16 protein-coding genes and 1 other RNA gene are annotated in these 23,255 nt (G+C 39.9%); 13 read left to right on the forward strand and 4 right to left on the reverse strand.

The annotated features are described in order from the left end of the window. Positions 1–4 precede the first annotated feature (4 nt). Together cydB and H5092_RS14725 are read right to left on the reverse strand one after the other, a co-directional pair. Positions 5–1,144 (reverse strand): cytochrome d ubiquinol oxidase subunit II, encoded by a 1,140-nt coding sequence (gene cydB / locus H5092_RS14720; RefSeq protein ID WP_002958302.1) that lies wholly within the window; start codon positions 1,142–1,144, stop codon positions 5–7. Further along, positions 1,141–2,724: a cytochrome ubiquinol oxidase subunit I gene (locus H5092_RS14725; RefSeq protein ID WP_182733799.1), complete on the reverse strand. Its 1,584-nt coding sequence runs from the start codon at positions 2,722–2,724 to the stop codon at positions 1,141–1,143. Before H5092_RS14725 ends, cydB begins: the two co-directional genes overlap by 4 nt. Before the next feature lie 301 nt (positions 2,725–3,025). Here H5092_RS14725 and lpxB point away from each other — a divergent pair, with 301 nt between their 5' ends. The 6 genes from lpxB to H5092_RS14755 all read left to right on the forward strand — a co-directional run bounded on the left by lpxB (position 3,026) and on the right by H5092_RS14755 (position 10,983). Further along, positions 3,026–4,183 carry a lipid-A-disaccharide synthase gene (gene lpxB / locus H5092_RS14730; protein ID WP_182733800.1) on the forward strand — a complete coding sequence of 386 codons (1,158 nt, stop codon included), beginning with the start codon at positions 3,026–3,028 and terminating at the stop codon, positions 4,181–4,183. Then, positions 4,173–4,775, forward strand: coding sequence for a ribonuclease HII (rnhB, locus tag H5092_RS14735; protein ID WP_182733801.1), 603 nt, complete (start codon positions 4,173–4,175; stop codon positions 4,773–4,775). Before lpxB ends, rnhB begins: the two co-directional genes overlap by 11 nt. Positions 4,776–4,777: 2 nt before the next feature. Continuing rightward, the gene (gene dnaE, locus H5092_RS14740; RefSeq protein WP_182733802.1) at positions 4,778–8,269 is read left to right on the forward strand and encodes a DNA polymerase III subunit alpha; all 3,492 of its coding nucleotides are present in this window, start codon (positions 4,778–4,780) and stop codon (positions 8,267–8,269) included. 16 nt (positions 8,270–8,285) lie between these two features. Continuing rightward, positions 8,286–9,242, forward strand: coding sequence for an acetyl-CoA carboxylase carboxyl transferase subunit alpha (gene accA, locus H5092_RS14745; RefSeq protein WP_002958297.1), 957 nt, complete (start codon positions 8,286–8,288; stop codon positions 9,240–9,242). 82 nt (positions 9,243–9,324) lie between these two features. After that, a complete protein-coding gene (gene tilS, locus H5092_RS14750) occupies positions 9,325–10,629 on the forward strand; it encodes a tRNA lysidine(34) synthetase TilS (protein WP_182733803.1) in 1,305 nt (434 codons plus the stop codon). After that, on the forward strand, positions 10,630–10,983 hold the full coding sequence (locus tag H5092_RS14755) for a hypothetical protein (RefSeq protein WP_182195842.1): 354 nt from the start codon (positions 10,630–10,632) through the stop codon (positions 10,981–10,983). A 30-nt stretch (positions 10,984–11,013) separates the two neighbouring features. Here the strand turns inward: H5092_RS14755 and H5092_RS14760 are convergent, their stop codons facing one another. Next, a complete protein-coding gene (locus tag H5092_RS14760) occupies positions 11,014–11,910 on the reverse strand; it encodes a GGDEF domain-containing protein (RefSeq protein WP_182672024.1) in 897 nt (298 codons plus the stop codon). 133 nt (positions 11,911–12,043) lie between these two features. Here H5092_RS14760 and H5092_RS14765 point away from each other — a divergent pair, with 133 nt between their 5' ends. Beyond that, complete coding sequence (locus tag H5092_RS14765) at positions 12,044–14,017, forward strand: monovalent cation:proton antiporter-2 (CPA2) family protein (protein ID WP_182733804.1); 1,974 nt, start codon at positions 12,044–12,046, stop codon at positions 14,015–14,017. 15 nt (positions 14,018–14,032) lie between these two features. On the opposite strand, the gene H5092_RS14770 is transcribed toward H5092_RS14765, so the two are convergent. Continuing rightward, positions 14,033–15,178, reverse strand: coding sequence for a patatin-like phospholipase family protein (locus H5092_RS14770; protein ID WP_002958292.1), 1,146 nt, complete (start codon positions 15,176–15,178; stop codon positions 14,033–14,035). Positions 15,179–15,417: 239 nt separating this feature from the next. Here H5092_RS14770 and H5092_RS14775 point away from each other — a divergent pair, with 239 nt between their 5' ends. The 6 genes from H5092_RS14775 (at position 15,418) to H5092_RS14800 (ending at position 23,239) form a co-directional block, all read left to right on the forward strand. After that, positions 15,418–16,293 (forward strand): DUF3014 domain-containing protein, encoded by an 876-nt coding sequence (locus tag H5092_RS14775; protein WP_182733805.1) that lies wholly within the window; start codon positions 15,418–15,420, stop codon positions 16,291–16,293. A gap of 139 nt (positions 16,294–16,432) precedes the next feature. After that, positions 16,433–16,529: signal recognition particle sRNA small type (gene ffs, locus H5092_RS14780), an RNA gene on the forward strand. A gap of 110 nt (positions 16,530–16,639) precedes the next feature. Then, positions 16,640–16,981 carry a Tn7 transposase TnsA N-terminal domain-containing protein gene (locus H5092_RS14785; RefSeq protein WP_259398393.1) on the forward strand — a complete coding sequence of 114 codons (342 nt, stop codon included), beginning with the start codon at positions 16,640–16,642 and terminating at the stop codon, positions 16,979–16,981. A 487-nt stretch (positions 16,982–17,468) separates the two neighbouring features. Next, positions 17,469–18,749: a polymorphic toxin-type HINT domain-containing protein gene (locus H5092_RS14790; protein WP_182733806.1), complete on the forward strand. Its 1,281-nt coding sequence runs from the start codon at positions 17,469–17,471 to the stop codon at positions 18,747–18,749. A 4-nt stretch (positions 18,750–18,753) separates the two neighbouring features. Beyond that, a complete protein-coding gene (locus H5092_RS14795; protein WP_182733807.1) occupies positions 18,754–19,419 on the forward strand; it encodes a hypothetical protein in 666 nt (221 codons plus the stop codon). Between the two features lie 1,060 nt (positions 19,420–20,479). Beyond that, the gene (locus tag H5092_RS14800) at positions 20,480–23,239 is read left to right on the forward strand and encodes a response regulator (RefSeq protein ID WP_182733808.1); all 2,760 of its coding nucleotides are present in this window, start codon (positions 20,480–20,482) and stop codon (positions 23,237–23,239) included. Positions 23,240–23,255: the final 16 nt, after the last annotated feature.

Genomic DNA, 23,255 nt, shown 5'->3' on the forward strand with positions numbered 1-23,255 from the left:
CTCCTTAGTAGCTACCATGAGTGTTGTTTTCAATTTCTTCTACCGTTACTCTGCGCCACATTTTTACGTAACACCAAGTGGTGTAGGACAATATTAATGGTACAAAAATACACACTGCAACAAACATTATATTGAGCGTTTTATGGCTCGATACCGCATCCCAAATTGTTAAGCTAATATTAGGGTTGTTACTCGATGGCATAATAAATGGGAACAGAGAAACACCGGCCGTCATAATTACGCCAATTAACATTAAGCTTGTTGAAATAAGTCCAAGTGCAGGTTTATTTAATTTTGAAAACACAAGTGCACTTAATGCCATTGCAAAGGCTAAAATAGGGAAGGTCATTGTCCACGGACGAGTGCTGTAATTACTTAACCAAGCACCTTGCGCTGTAGTGACTACTTTAGCTAAAGGGTCTGCATGACTTTGTGTATCAGCCATAGATACAACTTGGTAACCCGTTAAGTTAGCCACCCAAAAACCAGCTGCAGCAAATAACACGATAAACACAATAAGAGAATAGCGACCATATTGACCCGAACGCTCTGCGACCACACTTGCTGTTCTAAGTTGTAACCACATACCCGCATGCGCAACTAACATGGTAATACTCACTAAACCTGCAAGTAATCCAAATGGGTTAAGCAAGCCAAAAAATGATCCTTGGTAGCTTACACGCATAAGGTTATCAATATTAAACGGTACGCCTAAAAATAAATTACCAAACGCAACACCAAATACTAATGCTGGAATCGCGCTGCCTGCAAGCAAGCCCCAATCCCAGTTATTGCGCCAGCGTTTTGAGTCTACTTTACTGCGGTAATCAAATCCAAGTGGTCTAAAAAACAAAGCAAAGAGTACTAGCATCATGGCAAAGTAAAAGCCCGAAAATGCAGCTGCATAAACCATAGGCCACGCCGCAAATAACGCGCCGCCTGCAGTTATAAACCATACTTGGTTACCATCCCAATGCGGGCCAATTGTGTTTATTACTGTGCGGCGCTCTGAATCTGTTTTACCAACGAGGCGGAGCAACATAGCAACGCCCATATCCATACCATCGGTAATAGCAAAACCAATAAGCAGCACACCAATGATCAACCACCAAAGCATTTTTAATGTTTCATAATCAAAAATCATGATTGCTCTCCTTCAGTTTGCTCAGCTTTGTTTGGTAATTCAAAATGGTATTTACCAGTATGTAGAGAGCTTGGTCCTTGCTTAACAAAGCGAATCATCAACCAACCTTCAACTATGGCTAAACCAGTGTAGAAAACAATAAACCCAGTTAAGCTAATTAAAATATCGTTTACTGTCAGTGACGACGTCGCTAAAAAGGTCGGCAGTATTTCAGATATAGCCCAAGGTTGACGGCCATACTCAGCAACTATCCAGCCAAATTCAATAGCTATCCAAGGTAGTGGAATGCTCAATACTGCAGCCCATAACAACCAGCGCTTTTGCTCAATAACGCGATGTGCGTTGTAGTAAAATGCCAATATAAATACACCCAGCATGGCTACACCACAGGCAACCATAATCCTAAATGACCAGAACATAGGGCCTACTTTAGGGAATGAGTCTTTAACGGCTTTTTGAATGTGCTCTTCGGTAGCATCTACAACATCAGGTGTGTAGCGCTTAAGTAACAAGCCATAGCCTAAATCGTCTTTGATAGAATTAAACTTGGCAATATTTTCTGGTGTATCTTCGCCGTTTCTGAGCTTTGTAAGGTATTCATAAGCAATCATACCGTTGCGAATACGTACTTCGTGTTGTTTTTCTAGGTCGATAATACCGGTTACTTGCTCATCAAGTGAACGCGTAGCAATTAATCCCAGTGCATAAGGTATTTTAACCGCAGCATGTGTTACTTGCTCTTCTGAATCAGGAAAACCAAATGCGGTAAACGCAGCCGGAGCTTCTTCGGTGTGCCACTCAGCTTCAATTGTTGCAAGTTTTACTTTTTGAACTTCACCTACCTCGTAGCCTGATTCGTCACCGAGTAAAATTACACATAAAATTGACGCTAAACCAAAGCCCGATGCGACTGAAAAAGAGCGTTTAGCAAACGCTAAATCACGGCCTTTTAATATGTACCAACTGCTTATGCCCAGTACAAACATAGATGCAGCTACATAGCCTGCCGATACAGTATGAATAAACTTAACTTGTGCTACAGGGTTAAATACAAGCTCTGCAAAGCTTGTCATTTCCATGCGCATGGTTTGATAGTTAAATTCAGCACCTACTGGGTTTTGCATCCAGCCGTTGGCAATTAAAATCCACAGCGCCGACATATTGGTACCAATGGCCATTAAAAAGGTTGCACCTAAATGTTGGCGTTTAGAGAGTCTATCCCAGCCTAAAAAGAACATACCTACAAAAGTCGATTCTAAAAAGAATGCCATTAAACCTTCAATAGCAAGGGGAGCCCCAAAAACATCACCCACGTAATGCGAGTAATAAGACCAGTTAGTACCAAACTCAAACTCCATGGTAAGGCCTGTCGCCACACCAATTGCAAAGTTAATACCAAACAATTTTCCCCAAAACTTAGTCATATCACGATAAATTTCGCGACCGGTCATAACATAAACCGATTCCATAATAACTAAAATCCAGGTCATACCTATCGTTAACGGTACGAATAAGAAATGAAAGAGAGCGGTAACAGCAAACTGTAATCGCGATAGATCCACAAAGGTTTCATCTATCATTATTGGCTCCTTGAGAGTGACGGATTAACAGGGCAACATTTTATTGGCAAAGTTAAAATTTAATGAACTTTCAGTAATTACTGAAAGTTTGTAATAGTATTTACGTTTGTGCAATCTTTGTCAACATACATATTAGTAAAGCGTAATATATATTTCCTATGCTACATCAGTATTAAAAACAAACAACATAAAGCCTTAACTTAGGTAATAAAAAACCAGTTATTTAAAGCGTTTAACCAAACAGTAAAACACGGTAAACTAACAAGCATGAACGCCTGGTTTACTTGTGAAATAAAATCAAATGAATAAAGATAAAAAACAACTACGTATTGGTATTGTGGCAGGTGAACTGTCGGGCGATATTTTAGGTGAAGGCTTAATTAAAGCCCTTAAAAAACACTTTCCGGACGCTATTTTTGAAGGAATAGCAGGACCTAAAATGCAAGCGCAGGGCTGTAAAACACTTTACGACATGGATGAGCTTTCGGTTATGGGGCTTGTTGAGGTGCTAGGGCGTTTACCACGTTTGCTTAAAATACGTAAACAACTCGTGCAGCATTTTGTAGATAACCCACCTGATGTATTTATAGGTATTGATGCACCGGATTTTAACTTACGTGTAGAAAAGCCACTTAAAGATGCGGGTATTAAAACCGTACAGTATGTAAGTCCGTCTGTTTGGGCGTGGCGCGAAAAGCGCATTCATACAATAAGTGCAGCCACTAACTTAGTGTTAGCATTATTACCATTTGAAAAAGAGTTCTACGATAAGCACCAAGTGCCATGTACATTTGTGGGGCATACCTTGGCAAACGACATAGCACTTGAGCACGACGATACTAAAGCACGAGAAGAACTCGGCTTAAGCCTTGATGACAAAGTACTGGCGCTGCTACCTGGTAGTCGAGGCTCTGAAGTTGGTTTGCTAAGCGAGACTTACATTAAAACAGCTGCTGAGCTGCAAGCTAAAAACCCCAATCTTAAAATTGTGGTGCCGTTGGTTAACGAAAAACGCAAAGCGCAGTTTAGTGATATATTAAACGCTACCGCACCAAACCTTAATGTTAACCTGCTTGATGGGCAATCAAAATTAGCGATGCAAGCTGCTGATGCTATTTTATTAGCCTCGGGCACAGCAACACTTGAAGGTATGCTTTATAAAAAACCAATGGTTGTGGGCTATAAAATAAAGCCTTTGAGCTATTGGATTTTTAAAACTTTATTTACGTTTAATATTAAGTACTTTTCGCTGCCTAATTTATTAGCCGACGAAGAGCTAGTGCCTGAGTTTTTACAAACCGAGTGTAATGTGACTAACTTAACAAACGCACTTACCCCTATGCTCAACACAGATAACAAAGAGCTAAAAGCACGCTTTTTAGCTATTCACGAAAAAATCAGATTAAATGCCAGTGAACAAGCAGCCAATGCTGTGGCGGAGTTAATAAATGCAGATTGATAGACCCAATGTATCCTTAATTGCTGGTGTAGATGAAGTAGGGCGCGGCCCACTTGTTGGTGATGTAGTTACTGCCGCCGTCATTTTAGATCTCACTAAACCAATAGCAGGCTTAGCAGATTCTAAAAAATTAACGGATAAAAAACGCCAAGCACTTGCAGTTGAAATAAAAGAAAAAGCATTGTGCTACGCGTATGGACGCTGCAGTCCAACAGAAATTGATGAGTTAAATATTCTGCACGCAACGATGCTTGCCATGACTCGCGCAGTAGAAGCATTAAGCACACAACCTGAATTTGTATTTATAGATGGTAATCGATTGCCAAAACTCACTATGCCAGCACAAGCTGTTGTTAAAGGTGATAGCTTAGTGGCCGAAATTTCAGCGGCGTCTATTTTAGCTAAAGTAGCACGCGATGACGAAATGCTTGAACTTGATAAACTCCACCCAGAATATGGTTTTGCAGGGCACAAAGGGTATCCCACTAAAGCGCATTTTGCAGCGCTTGAACAGTACGGTGCAATTGACGAGCATCGTAAAAGCTTTAAACCTGTGCAGCGCGTTTTGGCGCAAGCCAATGGTGAGGGCTAAGCATGGCTGCTCCTGATTTTGTTCATTTAAGAGTTCATTCAGACTTTTCGATGGTTGATGGCCTTGCTAAAACAAAGCCAATAGTCGCAAAAGCGCAAGAGCTGCAAATGCCAGCCATTGCAATTACTGATCAAATGAACTTTTGTGGTTTAGTGCGTTTTTATGGCGCCACGCATAATGCGGGTATTAAACCTATAGTGGGTGCTGACTTTTGGGTTCGTAGCCCAGAGTTTCCTGATGAGCCAAGCCGCTTAACTATATTAGCCAAAGACAACGACGGCTATAAAAATATTACCTTGCTGATATCTAAAGCTTATCAGCGTGGGCATGTATTTCATCGCCCTGTGATTGACCGCGAGTGGTTAGTTGAGCTAAAAGCAGGCTTAATTATTCTCTCAGGCGCTAAAGACGGTGACTTAGGTAAAGCATTATTAAAAAATAATTCGACTGTAATTGAATCGGTTGTTAGTTTTTATAAGCAGCATTTTAGCGATAACTACTACCTAGAGCTTGTTCGCACCAATCGACCGCTTGAAGAAGATTACTTGCACATGGCGGTAGAGCTTGCTGCTAAAGAGCAAATACCGGTTGTAGCCACCAACGAAGTGGTGTTTTTAAAGCCAGAAAACTTTGAAGCGCACGAAATTCGTGTTGCTATTTTTGACGGTTACACGCTCGATGATAAGCGCCGCCCTAAACGGTTCTCTGAAGAACAATATCTAAAAACACCTGAGCAAATGGCTGAGTTGTTTAGCGATATTCCAGAAGCCCTACAAAATACCGTAGAAATCGCTAAGCGTTGTAATGTAACTGTGCAATTAGGTACTTACTTTTTACCTGATTACCCAACCGGCTCGCTTAAAATTGAAGACTTTTTAGTTAAAGTGTCACAAGACGGCCTTGAAGAACGACTACAGTTTTTATTCCCCGACGAAGAAGATAGAAAAGTAAAACGTGTTGAATACGATGAGCGTCTTGCAATTGAGCTCGGTGTAATCAACCAAATGGGATTCCCAGGTTACTTCTTAATCGTAATGGAGTTTATTCAGTGGAGTAAAGATAATAATATTCCAGTTGGACCTGGTCGTGGTTCAGGTGCGGGTTCGTTAGTTGCGTACGCGCTTAAAATTACCGACCTTGATCCACTTGAGTTTGACTTACTCTTTGAGCGATTCTTAAACCCTGAACGTGTATCAATGCCCGATTTCGACGTCGATTTTTGTATGGATAGACGAGACGAAGTAATTGATCACGTGTCGGCTTTGTATGGTCGGGATGCGGTTTCGCAAATTATTACCTTTGGTACCATGGCTGCAAAAGCGGTAATACGCGATGTAGGGCGAGTGCTTGGCCATCCTTACGGGTTTGTTGATCGAATTTCAAAATTGATTCCGGGTGACCCCGGTATGACACTTGCCAAAGCGTTTGATGTAGAACCGCGCTTGCAAGAAGCCTACGATGGCGACAATGAGGTAAAAGACTTAATCGACATGTGTCGCATCCTTGAAGGGTGTACACGTAATGCCGGTAAACATGCGGGTGGCGTAGTAATATCGCCAACCACTATTACCGATTTCGCTGCACTTTATTGCGATGACGAAGGTAAGTTTCCTGTAACACAGTTTGATAAAAACGATGTAGAAACAGCCGGCTTAGTTAAGTTCGATTTCTTGGGTTTACGTACACTGACTATATTGCAGTGGGCGGTCGATATGACCAATGTGCGCATGAAACGCCAAGGTAAAGACCCCGTTGATATAAACACCATTCCACTGGATGATAAAAAAAGTATTGAGTTGTTACTTCGCGCCGAAACGACCGCTGTATTCCAGCTAGAGTCGCGTGGTATGAAAGACTTAGTACGCCGCCTTAAGCCCGACTGCTTTGAAGATATGATTGCACTTGTGGCCTTGTTCCGACCAGGTCCACTGCAATCAGGCATGGTAGATAACTTTATTGACCGAAAACTGGGCCGAGAAGAAATCTCATACCCAGATGCGCAGTATCAGCACGAAAGCTTAAAACCAATACTTGATCCAACCTACGGCATTATTTTGTATCAAGAACAAGTAATGCAAATTGCGCAAGTACTAGCAGGTTACACGCTAGGTGGCGCCGACATGCTGCGTCGTGCAATGGGTAAGAAAAAACCCGAAGAAATGGCAAAGCAGCGTTCAACATTTGAAGATGGCGCAAGAAATAACGGCATTGACGGCGAGCTTGCGATAAAAATCTTCGACTTGGTAGAAAAGTTCGCAGGTTACGGTTTTAACAAATCTCACTCAGCAGCTTACGCACTCGTATCGTATCAAACATTGTGGATGAAAACGCACCATCCTGCAGAGTTTATGGCTGCGGTAATGTCGGCCGATATGGATAACACCGACAAAATAGTTATTTTGGTGGATGAATGTGAAAACATGAAGCTCACCTTATTACCACCAGACGTAAATGCAGGTGAGTTTAAGTTTACAGTAAACCTTGAAGGTGAAATTGTTTACGGCATTGGCGCGATAAAAGGCGTGGGTGAAGCACCGGTTGATGCAATCCTAGAAGCGCGTGCAAAAGGCGGCCCATTTAAAGATTTATTTGATTTTTGTGCCCGTGTTGATTTAAAACGCTTAAATAAACGTGTTACCGAAAAATTAATTTACGCGGGTGCTTTGGATCAATTAGGACCAGAGAAAACCCAATCTGGGCGTGCTACATTACTAGCTAGTTTAAAAGATGCTATGCGTGCGGCCGATCAACACAACAAAGCTGAGCAATTAGGACAAAGTGACTTATTTGGTTTATTAGCCACTGAGCCTGATGAAGTTGAACAAGCTTTTATTAAAGCCACAGGGCTTACTGATAACGAGTGGTTAGATGGCGAAAAAGAGACGCTAGGCCTTTATTTAACTGGGCATCCAATAAATCAGTACCGCCGTGAGCTTAGGCATTACACTAGCGGAAAAATAGTTGATTTACAGCCAACTAATCGTGATGTGTTTGCAACGGCAGCTGGTTTAGTTATTGCTTCTAGAGTATTAATTAATAAAAAAGGAAATCGTTGGGCCTTAGTAACTTTAGATGACAAGAGTGCACGGATTGATGTACGCTTGTATTCAGACGAGTTTGAAAAGTACCAAGATATGCTCCAAGTTAACAATATCTTGGTAATATCTGGACAGGTCAGCTTTGATAACTTCTCCGGTGGTATTACAATGACCGCCAGAGAAATAAACACCATTGCTCAAGCGCGTGAAAAGCGTATTAAAGCGATTAAAATGACGCTGAACATGGTGCAAATCGAGGCAGGTTTCTTCGATAAATTACAAAAAGTACTCGAACCCTATAAAATGGGAACGTGTCCGATCAAGGTTTATTACCAACGTCCAGATGCGTTGGCGCAATTAACTCTTGGGATCGAATGGTGTGTTACGCCAAGTGACGACTTAATCCATAAGTTATCACTAATGGCTGCGCAAGATGTAGAACTAGAATTTAACTAATTAGGTAGTTTAGAGCATGAGCCTCAATTATCTTGATTTTGAGCTTCCAATTGCAGAATTAGAAGCAAAAATTGAAGAATTACAAAGTATCAGCCGCGCTGGCGAATTAGACCTTGAGTTAGAAGAGGAAGTCAGCAAATTAAAAGAAAAAAGTGCCAAACAAAAACAGGAGATTTTTTCTAATTTAGGCGCTTGGCAAGTATCACAGTTAGCACGTCATCCGTTGCGTCCTTACACTCGAGATTATATCGAGCGCATTTTCACGGAATTTGACGAGTTTGCTGGCGATCGTACTTTTGCTAACGATCCAGCTATTTTAGGTGGCATTGCGCGTTTAGATGGTGAACCGGTAATGGTTATTGGCCAACAAAAAGGTCGTGATACTGCTGAAAAAATTAAACGCAACTTTGGTATGCCAAAGCCAGAAGGTTACCGTAAAGCATTACGCTTAATGGAAATGGCTGAGCGTTTTAAAATGCCAATCATGACCTTTATTGACACACCAGGTGCATACCCAGGTGTTGGCGCTGAAGAACGTGGTCAATCTGAAGCAATCGCACGTAACTTAAAAGTAATGGCGTCACTTAAAGTGCCGACAATATGTACGGTTATTGGTGAAGGCGGTTCAGGTGGTGCATTAGCAATTGGTGTTGGCGACAGAGTTAACATGTTGCAATACAGCACTTATTCTGTAATTTCGCCTGAAGGTTGTGCGTCTATTCTTTGGAAAAGCGCTGACAAAGCACCGCTTGCAGCAGAAGCAATGGGTGTAACCGCAGAGCGCGTTAAAGAGCTAGACTTAATCAACAACTTAGTTGATGAGCCTCTAGGTGGTGCACATCGTAATTACGATGCTATGGCACGTAACTTAAAAGTACGCCTTAAGCGTGACCTAGCAGACTTGCAAGCGCTTACGCTTGAAGAAATGCTTGATCAACGTTACAAACGTTTAATGTCGTTTGGTTATTGCTAAACACATTAATTGTTAAAAAAAGCCGCTTATGCGGCTTTTTTGCTTTAAAATGTTCAGAGTTTTTATATAAAAGTGCGGCCATATGCATACAACAGCAATTTATCAGCAATTAAAAAAATCACTAAATAGCTATATTGAGCAAGGTAACACTGTTTTTACAGTGGCGCTTTCTGGTGGTGTTGATTCTGTGGTGTTGCTGCATTTAATGCGTACTTTAAGAGCCGATAACCCTGCAATTGATGTATCGGCTATTTATGTTCACCATGGCTTGAGCCAGTATGCCGATGACTGGCAACGCTTTTGCAAAAACGTATGTATTGAGCTTGATGTGCCTTTTAAAGCCGCAAAAGTTGTAATTGAGCAGCAGTCGCGTACGAGCCTTGAAGCCCAAGCTCGCGATGCACGTTACAAAGCACTTGATGAGCTAAGCCCACAAGGCAGCATTGTTTTATTGGGCCAACATTTAAACGACCAAGTAGAAACGTTTTTACTGCGCTTAAAGCGTGGCTCGGGTTTAAAAGGGCTTGGCGCCATGCACCAAGCGCGTTTGCTGCAAAGTGGCCGTGTATGTTTTAGGCCATTGTTAAACGTAAAGCGAAGCGATATAGAAGCGTTTGCAGCGCGCTTTAGTATTAACCACATAACTGATGACTCAAATACAGATGAAAGTTTTGACCGTAACTTTTTACGCTCAAAAATAGTACCTGTGTTAGCCGAGCGCTTTACTGGGTTTGAACAATGTACAGCACGAAGTATTGAGCTACTACAACAACAGCAAACATTACTTGATGAATATACTCAGCTTGATTTAAATAAGTGTATTAACGAGCACCAAGCACTGTGCATTAGCCAAATAAACGAATACAGCTCAGCGCGTATTGCAAATATAGTACGTGCGTGGCTTACATTATTTACACAAGTCATGCCATCGCAAAAGCAGCTTGAGCAAATTATTAATCAAGCAATGTGCGCAAAAAACGACGCACAAATGCGTATTGATTTGCTCGATGGGCAAATACGTCGTCATCAAGGTTATTTGTATTTTGTAACACCAAATGAAGTATTAACAGATATTGAGCTAAATCATTCACAGCTAAAACTTGCAGACGGGCGCTTATTAATTAAAAGCATTGGTTTTGGAGTAAGACCTCCACACTCAAATGAGCAAGTAATAGTGCGCTTTAATTGCAATAGCGCACGTATTAAACCACTTAAAAAGCCTGGAAGTAATACAGTTAAGCATTGGTTTAAAGATGCAAAAATAGCGCCGTGGCTACGCGCCAGTGTGCCACTTATTTTTTATAATGATGAATTAGTTCAAGTGGTTGGTTGTTTTATAAGCGCTAAGCATGTTGATGAAAATGGTATTTTTTGGGAGTGTAAATAAATGAGTAAACAGCCGCATGTTGGCTTATCGTTAGTAACAAAAGCGCCAATGGGTATGCTAATAACAGCGCTTATTGCTGTTATCGCTAATGTTTTACTTGAGTTAAATATAGTCACGTTAGGTTATGCAGTCGCTGGTGGGATTGCATCTGCAGTACTTTTATTAGCTTATTGGTTAGGTAAAGGTGGATTATTTTTTATTTCAGGCGTGAGCCTGCCACTGCTTTTAGTATTATTTACACCGCTTGCTACTATTACTGCATTACTTAATTTAATTAGCGGATTCTTTTTTGGATTCTGTGCTGCGTTGTTTATTTATAAATTGGTAAGTGCAAAGCCTAGCGGGGGAAGCTAGGCTTTTTTATTTAATGCAGTTAAGTAAAGGCTAGTATGCTTTTGCGCAGTTTCTACCTGATGCCTTTGCTTTGTATAAACCTTTATCGGCTCGAGCAAATATCTCAGTTTCGCAATCTTGGCTGTTAGCTAAAGTAAAACCAATACTAGTTGTTACTTTGTATTTAGACATTAATGGCGATTTTCTTACTAAGCACATTATACGCTCAGCAATCACTTTATTAGTTGTAAACTCAGGGTCTTCAATAAGTAAAGCAAACTCATCACCACCAAATCTAAATACCGAATCAGTGCCGCGTATACTACTACACAGTACTTTTGAAAATTCTTTAAGTGTATCGTCACCAATTTTATGGCCGAAGTTGTCATTAACTTGTTTAAAGTTATCTAAATCAAGCAACATTAAACTAAATGGACGTTGATAACGGCGACAGTTTTCAAGCTTTTGAAGTAAAAAGTCATTAAATTGACTACGATTATTTAAACCAGTTAACGCATCCTTTGTGGCAAGCTTTAGTACGCGGCTATACATCATCGCATTACGAAGTGGATAAACCAGCGCAGTATGTAATGTATGTAATTTTTTCTCAATGGCGTGACCAAGCGGGAATTTACTAAAATAAATTAGCTGCCCTAAGTGGTCTTTATTAATCGCTAAATCAAAAATATAGGGTGTACTATTTGTATCACTTTGTGATGTTTGAGCAGTACCTAAAGTTGATTGAAACTGCAATCCAGAAAAATTGAGCAATTGTTTTGCAAATTTAGCGTAAATAGCCAGAACATCCTCGATCACTAAGCTTGTTTGTAGCTCTGCGACGAGTTCATGCGTTTCAGTTATTTCATTTGTAGGTGATTGTTCAGCCGAAAACGGCAAAAAATCACCGCGACCAGACACACGCTGCGTCAAAATATGGACGTTTTCCATTAAATTCTCCCCCGAGGGTGTTACTTTGCAATAACCAAGCTATTTTTGTGCCATATTTTAAAATTGCATGAAAAACATATGGTTGTTATATTTACTTACAAGCTACTAGTTTAATTTAAACGCGAGGCTGCATTTGCAAAGTATTAATGCTCAAATTTTTGGCTTATTAGTCGCGGCAGTTCTTTTTGTGTGGTTTTTTAAGCGCATTGGCTTGCCGCCTATTTTAGCGTACCTAGCAACGGGGGTTTTAGCCGGTAGTCATGGTATTGGCTGGCTTGCACAATCTCACGAAATAGAGTTTGTAGCTGAACTGGGTATTGTGTTTTTGTTATTTAGTTTAGGGCTAGAATTTTCTATTTCTCGGCTAATGGCAATGCGCAACCTAGTATTTGGTTTGGGCTCATTACAAGTAGGTATAACCAGTTTACTCTTCATTATTATTCTATATTGCTTAAACTTTTCATTACTCACCAGTTTTACCATCGGCACAATTATGGCGCTTTCTTCAACCGCTGTAGTAGTTAAGCTATTAAAAGAAACGGGTGAGCTTAATCAGCGCCGTGGGCAATTAGCCGTTGGTGTTCTACTTTTTCAAGATATTGCTGTTGTTCCTTTATTAATAATACTTCCTTTATTTGCATCAAGTGACTCTCAAAGTATTGGCTGGGCTTTAGCGTTTGCCCTAAGTAAAGGCGCATTTGTATGTGTGCTTCTTTGGGCAATTGGTAAATGGGTATTGCCTATTGTGTTTAAAGAAATAGCGCAAGTACGAACCGATGAGTTATTTGTACTTACCACCATATTAGTCGCGTTGTTTGCAGGCTTTTTAACGTATATGTTTGGCTTGTCTATGGCGCTAGGTGCTTTTTTAGCCGGAATGATGTTAGGTGAGAGCCATTACAGGCATCAGTTAGAGGCCGATATACGCCCATTTCGCGATATTTTAATGGGGCTATTTTTTGTTACTGTAGGTATGCAGCTAGATATTTTATTTGTACTAGGACATATCGTAATAATTATTGGCGCCTTGCTGGGTTTACTGGTATTAAAAATTGCAGTGGTAGCCTTTAGCGCGCGGCTAATGCATGAGCGAAACCAAGATTCACTCGCCTGTGGCATTATGCTGTGGCAAATGGGGGAGTTTGGCTTTGTACTTATTGCACTCGCTGGCCAGCATCAATTATTAAATTCAGAGCAAGCTTCATTTTTAATTGCCCTTGGTGTGCTTTCAATGGCATTTACCCCATTTTTGATTGATAAAACGCCATTTATTTTAAAGCGTTTAGGCATACTCGATCGCCCAAGTTTGGCGCTCGAGAGTGAGCCACAAAGTAGTACGCTTTATAGCGACCATGTTGTTATTTGTGGTTTTTCGCGAGTTGGGCAAACTATAGCGCGTTTTTTAAAGCCCGAAGCAATTGACTATGTTGCGATTGAAAGTAACCCAATTTTAGTACAAGAAGGCAAAGCGGCAGGTGAGCCTGTCATATTTGGCTATGTTAAACAAAAAGATATTTTAAAGTGCGCAGGAGTAGAGCGAGCTCGCTTGGTTATTATTACTTTTACAGAGTTTGATCACGCACAGGTTGTTATTGATGCCATAAAGCAAATAGCACCCAATGTTAAAATACTCATTCGTACCCGTGACGATAGCCAGCTAGATTATTTAAAAGAGCTAGGTGTAACCGAAGTAGTACCTGAGTCGTTAGAGGCAAGCTTAATGCTCGTGTCGCATGTGTTGTCTATGTCGGGCGTACCGATGACGCGTATTGTGCGAAGAGTAAGTAAAGAGCGTCGTAATCGTTATCCGTTAATGCAAAGCTTTTATGCAGGCTATTTTAAAGATAACGAAGATTCATCAAGTGACCGGTTAGAGTACTTACATGTGGTTGCTCTGCCTGATAAAGCTTATGCAGTTAATAAAACAATCGAAAATCTAAATTTAGAAAAGCGTCGGGTACTGGTAAAAGCACTGCGCAGAGAAGGGGCCGAAATAGACACGCCATCAGTACAAACAACCTTATTGGCTAATGACGTTTTAGTGTTACAAGGTAAACCAAGGCGTGTTGAGAGGGTAGAGCACTACCTGCTCGACGGCATAGAATAACGTTTCTGTTAGGGCTTAATCTAGTTCTAAAAACTTGCGTATCTCCGGTAATTTTTTCATACCGTCTTCATAACCAATTTGCATTAAATGCTGGGTGTAGCGTTTTTCAAACAATAGATAACTGGTTAAGCTCGATTGCGAATGTTTTTTAACACCTATGGTACGTAGCAATACTTTAATAGCCCAAGGCATATCGTCGTAATACTGCGCTGCAATAGCATTAAAGTTTTGCGAAGGGTTAATTACAAAGGTATCTATTTGTTTAAGTTCTTGATGTTTGTCACGAGCGGGTAATAGCCCTAATGTGCGGTTAACACGAGCCAAACGCTCTAAATCCGATTGCATAGTGTCGGTAAATACACTGTCGAGTAAATGCCCCGCAACAGCAGAGAGTCCAGGATAATGTGGCGAATAACCCGGCGGGTGTAATTCTTTAGGTTGGTCTACCCCAATAATAAATATTTTTTCAGCGCCTAAATGAATCGACGGACTCAGCGGAGAAAGTTGATGTATAGAGCCATCACCAAAGTAATGGTTATAAATATTTACACTTGGAAACACCATAGGAATGGCACTTGATGCCATTAAGTGCTCAACATTAATACGAGTTGCGCGGCCTTCGCGTTTAGCACGTTGCCACGATGTTTGCGTATTAGATTGAAAAAATGCAACCGAGTCACCCGTTGTATAACTTGAGGCTGTAATAGACAGCGCATCTAAATAATTACGGTGTAAATTGCGCTCAATGCGGTGTAAATCTAAAATCTCGTTTAATAAACTACGCAGAGGGCGGTTATTTAGTAAGCTCGCTGGTGGGTGGTTAATATGCTCTGACTGAAAGCTCGTTAAGATATTGCGAGCAATATGACCAAACACGCTTAAAAAGTCACTTTTATAGACCATAGAGGTTGAAAAGTTTTTCCAAACTGATTCGAGCTTTCGTACAGCCAAATGCGCACAAGAAGCGTAACATGCCAATGCAGCTGAGTTAATAGCGCCAGCGGAGGTGCCATTTATTACTCTAAATGGCAATGGAGCAGTACGAGGCATACTATGAGCTAGCGCTTTTAGCACACCGACTTGATAAGCAGCTCGTGCGCCACCACCTGTAAGTAATAAGGCAGTTTTAGGTTTTTGTGGATCAACTTGCTTGATTTTCATATTGGTGGTTAAACTGTTCTACGTCTTTACTTTATTTATTAACTGTAAGTCTTTAAGCTAGAAGAATCAAAGGATAACTGCCCTAATACTTATTACATTATTTAATCACCCAATTTAGTAGGTAACTTACTTTGCTATAATTGTCGTATTATAAAATGTCATAGTATTTGTGTAAGAATGAATTTAATCCACTTAGCGTACTCTAAGTGATATCGCATTTTAATTTTTATGGAGTTCGTATGTCAGATAAACCAGAAGCATCAGATGTTCAAAAACGTCCACCTAATAACAATATTCTTTTCGCCGTTATTATTTTAATAGTCGTAGCATGTGCGGCCGCCTTCGTATTGCTCACACCAAGTGACGAGCAAGAAACACGCACTGAGGTAGAGCCCGTAGTTAAAGAGCAACCTTTGATGGAGCTTAAACCCGAGAACGACCCAGTGGTAGACGCGCCATCTGTAATGCCAGAAAAACCAGCCGAGCTTGAAGTACCAGCACAAAGCCCGAGTGAGCCGGAGCCTGAAGTGGAGCCACTACCAACACTTAACGAAAGTGATGCAGTTGTAGTTGCTAAAATGGATGAGTACCTAAGCGACTCAGTAATGAGCCTAATGGTAACCGATGATGTAATTCGCCGTGGTGTTGTATTTGTAGATAACCTAGCTAAAGGTAAGGTAGCTAAAAAGCACACACCTGTTGTACAGCCAGAAGAGAAATTTAGCGTTAATGAAGGGGATATCCTCACAATTAACCCTAACAGCTACGAGCGTTATACCCCGTATGTGAAAATATTTACCAGTATGAGTGCAGCGCAAGCCGTTCGTATGTACGAAGAGTACAAGCCACTTATTAATAATGCATACAGTGAAATTGGTTATGGCGATGATGAGTTTAATCAAACGCTGGAAGATGCTATCGATTTATTACTCGATACGCCAGAACCTGAAGGTGACTTGCCGTTACTACGTGACTCGGTTACTTATCAGTATGCATTTTCTGAATGGGAGCAACTTCCTGCTGCACAAAAACAACTTTTACGCATGGGCCCAGAAAACATGAAAAAAGTAAAAGCAGCACTTCGCAATATAAAAGCGCAGTTAGAGAGCAATTAATACGCACTAAAACAGCTAAATATGCCGCGATTGTATATGAAGTATGCAATCGCACTTTCTTTTTTGATTATCCCTTGAATAACACAGTAAAAGTAGAGATAATCCCTCCCGCGCCAACCAAGGCCCTCAATGGTAGTCTTATTGGTCCTCTCGCAACACTAGCAGGCGAACCTGGTCAGGCCCGGAAGGGAGCAGCCACAGTTTGTGACGTGTGTGCCGAGATGTGGCTGGTAAGACTGCCACCCAAATTCCTCATTTGGGTGTTGTTTGAAGTATAAGTTGACATATTTGTACTAAAAGATGGCATAGTCTAGTATTTAACCAAATGGTTAGATGGTTGACTCACATGTACAGAAGAAAACTAAAACACTCCCGTGTTAAAAACCTCCATAAATTTGCTAGTCAAAAAAATAAATCTACCTGTTTAGTTGAATCCTCTTTAAAGTTTGATGCGTGTTTCCATTTTGAATTTTCAACATCAATAGTCGCATTTGAAGCACAACCATTAGGTTACGAATATGAGTTCGATAACCGTACTTGCCGTTACACACCCGACTTTTTACTTACCCACACAGACGGCACGCAAAAATTTATCGAAGTAAAACCACAAAGCAAAATTGCTGACGAAGACTTTCGTGCACGTTTTATTGAAAAGCAATCTATCCTAAGCAAGGTGGACGAGATTTAATACTGGTTACTGATCTAGCTCTGTAGTTTACGACACTAAAGGACGCGTAAGCCAATTTAATCATACGGGTATCAATAACGCTAATTTCGCTTATAACTACGCAAATCAACTGAAATCGAAAACCGTTAGTAATAATAATTACCAGATTCAAATTCCAACTATTGGTGAGCGAGATTACTCCACAAACGATTTAAACCAATACACGAGTGTTGGTGGTAAAAGTTTAACCTATGATAATAACGGCAACTTAAAAAGTTATGATGGTTGGAGCTATAACTATAATGCGCATAACCGATTAACGTCTTCGTCTAAGTCAGGTACCAGCTTAGCATTTGGCTATGATGCAACGGGGCGTTTAAATTACACTACTTTAAATAGAGTCAAAACAACCTTTTTATACGATGCAAACGAACTGGTTGCGGAATACAACAGCAGCGGTAGTCTATTACGTCGCTATGTTCATGGTATAGGCGAAGATGACCCGCTAGTGTGGTACGAAGGCAGTGGTACAGGCAACAAGCGCTATTTACACGCAGATGAACGCGGTTCAATTATTAGTGAAACGAATGGCTCAGGTTCAATTGTCGTTACGCATAAATACGGTCCATTTGGAGAGCCGATTAATACCAGCTCATCGCGTTTCCGTTACACAGGGCAAATCTTAATCCCAGGTACTAAGCTTTATCACTACAAAGCACGGGTTTACCACCCTGAATTAGGGCGTTTTATGCAGACTGATCCCATTGGATATAAAGATGGGATGAATATGTATGCGTATGTAGGTAATGATCCATTAAATAAAAATGACCCAACGGGTAAATTTGCTAACTTTGCTATTAAGTTTATAGCTGATGTCGCTCTCGGAGCTGCATTAAACTACGCCGAAACAGGGTCGTTGAATTTAGGAAGCGCGGTTACTGACGCAGCTGTAGGGATTGTAAACCCGGCTAAAACATTACAAAAAGCGAAGCGTTTAGCTAAAGTTATTAAGGCAAACTCAAAAGGTGATTCTAAAGCTGCTATTAAACCTGGAGGTTGTAGCTTCACGCCCGATACTTTGATTTCAACTATTAATGGTTACAAGACAATTATTGAAGTCAAAAAAGGTGATATTGTCTTGTCCAAAAATGATGAAACAGGTGAAATTTCATGGAGAGAAGTCACTGATACTTTTAAGGACTGGCATGAAGAAACTATTACATTTACAGTTGTAGATGAAAACGGCTTGGAAGAATTCATAACCACTACTGCCGAGCATCCATTTTATGTTGATAATATTGGTTGGTTAGAGGCTAAAAATATAACTGAAGGTACAGTCATTTCTGGCCCTAAAGAAGAAAATGACATAAGTATTATTCAAATTGAAATTAATCAAGAGCCACGGTATGCGTACAACTTTTCAGTGGATACTGACCACACATATTTTGTTGGTAAAACAAATATGTGGGTGCATAATGTTTGTCCGTTGGGTCATCATGGTAATTCACGGAAGAATTCAGATCCTCAGCATAACTACGATATCATTGGCCCTGATGGAAGTGTCCGAAAAACAGGTGTAGGAACAGGAATGGCCGAAGATGGTGTCTCAAAGCGTGCGGAGTCACAATTACGTGAAGGAGATACATACGTAGTAAGAGATAGACATCCAGGTGGAATTGAGGGTAACAGGGGGAAAGCTCTTGATAGAGAACAAGAACTAACAAATGAACACGCAGCTAATGGAGAAAAAATGGACTATCATCAACGACCAAAAGCTAAGGGGCTGTAGATTTATGCCAAAGTTAAGTCAAATAGAACTTTATCTTGACGGTAATTATTCGCAAGAAGATAAAAAGATATTTCTTTTTAAGTCTCGCTGCTTGTGTAATTTCTGGGAAAGGGAAGTGAGCAAACTTAAGTTTACCTCTAAATTTTCACGAATTAATGTTTATGTGACTGATGGCAGTACAGAGGCGCGGGTACAGGCAATGAAGGTTGTGCCTTTCCTCGAAGTTGTAGTTAATTACCCAATAGATAAAATAAGTCATTTAGAGGATATTCAACTACAACAGCATTACATGAAAATATTAGAAAAAGCTTTGTCGGCTGCTGTATCCGCTATGCCAATACCTCTTGAACAAAGCTTGGATATATTGAGACGGTTCGAAGCAAGCAATTTTGAGAATGAATGGGTTCAATCTGAGAGAGTGTGGGCCAAGAAATCAATAAAATCTAAAGTGATTGCTAAACTATCAATGCATGAATTTAAATTGATACAATTTGTTTATATGGATTGCAAATTAGCAGGACAAATCATTATAGCCAAAACTCAACCAAGAGAGCTCTTGTTTAATGGCTTTCTAGGAGAGCTTTCTATATCGAAAAGCGATATTCTTGAATATAAAAAAGGAAAAAAAATCTTATCACAGTTCGATCTTAAATTAGCTAAGTTTATTTAATTTTTTCGGTCAATACTAATAATGAAAAATTTTACTTTATGTAGTAGCCAACGACTCTGTAACTAAATCTGTTACAGGGTCTAGCTAAGTGTTGAACTTTCAGTTACTTCTTATAATTTACGTATCAGTATATACTTTAACTATCAAATTAAATCCTGTTGTCTTTGGTTTGATAGTTAATGTGCTAATTAAGCTGGGTGTTATTTTTTCATTAAAAGTCGGCTTGGTTATTGAAGCCTTTAATCCCCCCAAAAAATACTTTTTAAGCAAAATCAGTCGACATACTTGCTAGCTACTTTATGTCAGTTTTTGCTTCAATGTTATGCCATGTTATACTTCACTTACGATGCTGTAGCTCAGTAAAAGCATATCTTCTTATGCCAACTTACACTTCAAACAACATTTGGGTGTTGTTTGAAGTATAAGTTGACATATTTGTACTAAAAAATTGCATAAACCAGAAGCATAAGATGACATAATTTAGTATTAACCAAATTGTTAAATGGCTCACTCACATTTGCACTTCGGCTTTTTGCCTTTTCCAATAACTTGATAAAGGCTACCACTGACTGTTTTGATTAGCTGGTTCTGAGGTGATATTTCCACTATTCTTGATGTGCTAATATAATCGTTCGTTGTGAATCGGTACGTCATGTCATCGACATAGATATCCCATAAAATTTATCCAATCATTTTCTTCACCATCAAAAATTGAAACTTAACGGTGTTTAAGTCTTAATGAGAAATATCTATTTCTACTAAATTAATCGGAATTTTTTAGCATTAAAAAACTGGCTTTGGTATCAGGAGCTTTTAATTTAAGAAAACCAGTCACTTTATGCCATTTTATGATTCAACTCTATGCCAACTTATACTTCAAGCAACATTGGGTGTATATCGCTAACTCCTTAATATTTATATTTTTTCACTAAATTAATCCATAATACCTAATAGTTTCCAGCTCCTTTTCTCGCTAGACAACTTTTAACTTGTACGCAATAATGTAGCAATTATATTAATTTAACACTGCGTGTTAACAAAGTACTCTAGGGTTGAAGTAATGCCTCAAAGAAGTAAGTGGACACTCGCTGTTTTATTAGGGTTGCTAGGGGGTTTAGTTAACCTCTCGCCGTTATATTTTTTCGACAGTTCTGAGTTTTTATTTGGGCAAGTATTTGTATTATGTAGCTTAGTGTTTATTGGGCTGCGTTATGCGTGCTTAAGCCTTGCGATCGTATCTGGCTTTTTACTTTATAGGTGGGGGCATTGCTGGCCGAGTATTGTTTATTTACTCGAGCTTTTTTGGCTTTACACTTTTTGTTTACGCCGCTCTAAACCCATACTCCCTCTTGGTACTGTTTTTTGGCTGTTAGTTGGTTTACCTATAATTTGGGGAATAGGGCAGTTTCTTATTGGTCTGCCATGGTTAACGCTAGTTGTTGCAATATCAAAGTACCTCATAAATGCGTTAATTAGCTTAGCTTTAGTTGATTTATTTAGTGTATTTGTACCCCACGCCAGCCGTGCCTATCAGGGCAGGCCTCTTGCTCGCATTCTTAGCTATGTTGTAAGCGTTATTATTATATTGGTTATACTGCTTACCAGTGTAATTTTAGTGAACGATCACCACTCTCGGTTAGAGTATGAGGTAGACGCCCAGCTTGAAGAAAAAGCCAAATATATAAGCACTCAATTAAGTGATTATTTAACGTTTCATAAAAATGCCATTGTAATGAGTAGCGACGCCATAAGCGCGGGCACAGATAGTGAGCAGCAGTTAAAAAGGCTAATGAATCTATTTCCAGGGTTTGCTACAAGCTTGTATGCAAACCCTAGCGGCTACGTCGAAATAACGTCGCCTAATAACCTTATAGCGGGGTTAACTAAGGCGCAGCGTAATATCAATGATCGCGAGTACTTTAATCAGGCTAAGCAATATCCTCTCGGTTATAGCGGTGGTGTGTTTCAAGGGCGAGGGCTTGGCAATGAAGCCATTGTTGCGCTGTCGGCACCTATTTATCGTGATGGTGAGTTTTTCGGCGTAGTAGAGGGGTCGTTAAAGCTTGGACGATTAGAGCAGTTTATTCCTAATTTATTTGAAAATACTGGCGAATTAGTTGTACTGGATGATAAGCAAAAAGTGGTTTTTAGCTCGCTTGAGCAGTTTAAAATATTAACCGACTTTAACGAAGATGGTTTTAATACGCGTAATATGGGCGATAAAAATTTATTTCGCTCCAATAATAATGAGGTTTACCATAGTTCTAGATATGTTAATCCGCAGAGCAAATGGCAAGTAATCACTTTTTATAATCGTAAACATTTGAGTATGGCTGTAGCCAAAGCCTGGCTGCCAAGTATTTTGCTAGGCGCTATGCTAATTATTATGGTGGTGCTGTTTGTACGCCAACTTGCAAATTTATTAGTGCAGCCAATCAGTGGTTTAACTAATTTAATGCAAAGCTTTAATAAATCAAAAAAACAGACTTTTAATACAGATTCAAGTTGGCAAGAAGTACTGCAACTTCAGCAGCAGTTTGAAATGCTCGCCACTGCGCTACAGCATTCAATAGAAAACCTGCAAGCGTCAAATATAAAAAACCAAGACCTAAACAAACAACTCAGTGAGTTTAACCAGCAGCTAGAAAAACAAGTTGCTGAGCAAACCAATAAGCTTAAGCAAGCAGTAGAGCGTGCTAATTTAGCTAATGTGGCTAAATCGCAGTTTTTAGCAAATATGAGTCATGAACTACGCACCCCAATGAACGGTATTTTGGGCATGGGTGAGGTATTGCTGCGTGATAGTTCGTTAACCGACGAGCAAAGAGATCTTTTAGATACGCAACAAAAAAGTGCTCAAAACTTATTGAAAATCTTAAACGATATTTTAGATTTTTCTAAAATTGAGGCTAATGCAATGCAAATTAGCCCGCGTCCTACAAATTTAGCGCCTTTTATCGAAAATATTAAATCGTTGTTTTCACCCATTGTAAGCTCTGACGATGTGCAGTTTATAGTTCAGTGCAGTAACACCTTGCCAGATTGTATTAACGTGGATGATTTACGCTTAAACCAAGTTATTATTAATTTATTATCTAACGCGTATAAGTTTACTGAGCGCGGGTTTGTACGTTTATCGTTTGATTACAGTGGCCAGCAGTTATTTGTAAGTGTGTCTGATAGCGGCATAGGCATAGCAAAAGATCAGCAATCGTTATTGTTTAGCGAGTTTACACAAGCTGATGTAGGTGTTGCACGTAAATACGGTGGTACCGGGCTTGGTTTGGCCATTAGCCAAGGGTTAATTAAAAAAATGCAGGGTGAAATATCTTTAAATAGTGAACCCGGTAAAGGCAGCATGCTTAAGTTTTACATTAATGCGCCTAAAGCTGAGTTTATAAAGCACACAGCCGCAGTACAGTCGCAATCAGTACCTAACCTTGGTAGCAAAAAATTACTATTGGTAGAAGACAACCCCATAAACCGCCAAGTAATTGCAAAAATGTTAGAGCCAACTCATGTACAAGTTACAATGGCTAACGATGGAATTGAAGCGTTAAAAGTGCTTAAGGGTAATACCTTTGACTTAATTTTAATGGATTGCCAAATGCCAAATATGGATGGTTACGAATGTACCCAAACCATACGTGCTAACGAAGTAAACACTAAGGCACATGTGCCCATTATTGCAATTACCGCTAATGCCTACGAAGATGATAAACAGCGCTGTTTAAGTGTAGGTATGGATGACTTTGTATCTAAACCTGTAAGCACACAAGGTTTGTACGAAGTAATCGCTAGGGTGATAAACGCGCATTAGCTTAGCGTTTATCACC

It is taken from the genome of Pseudoalteromonas sp. SR41-7 (assembly GCF_014163935.1).
Classification (GTDB): domain Bacteria; phylum Pseudomonadota; class Gammaproteobacteria; order Enterobacterales; family Alteromonadaceae; genus Pseudoalteromonas; species Pseudoalteromonas distincta.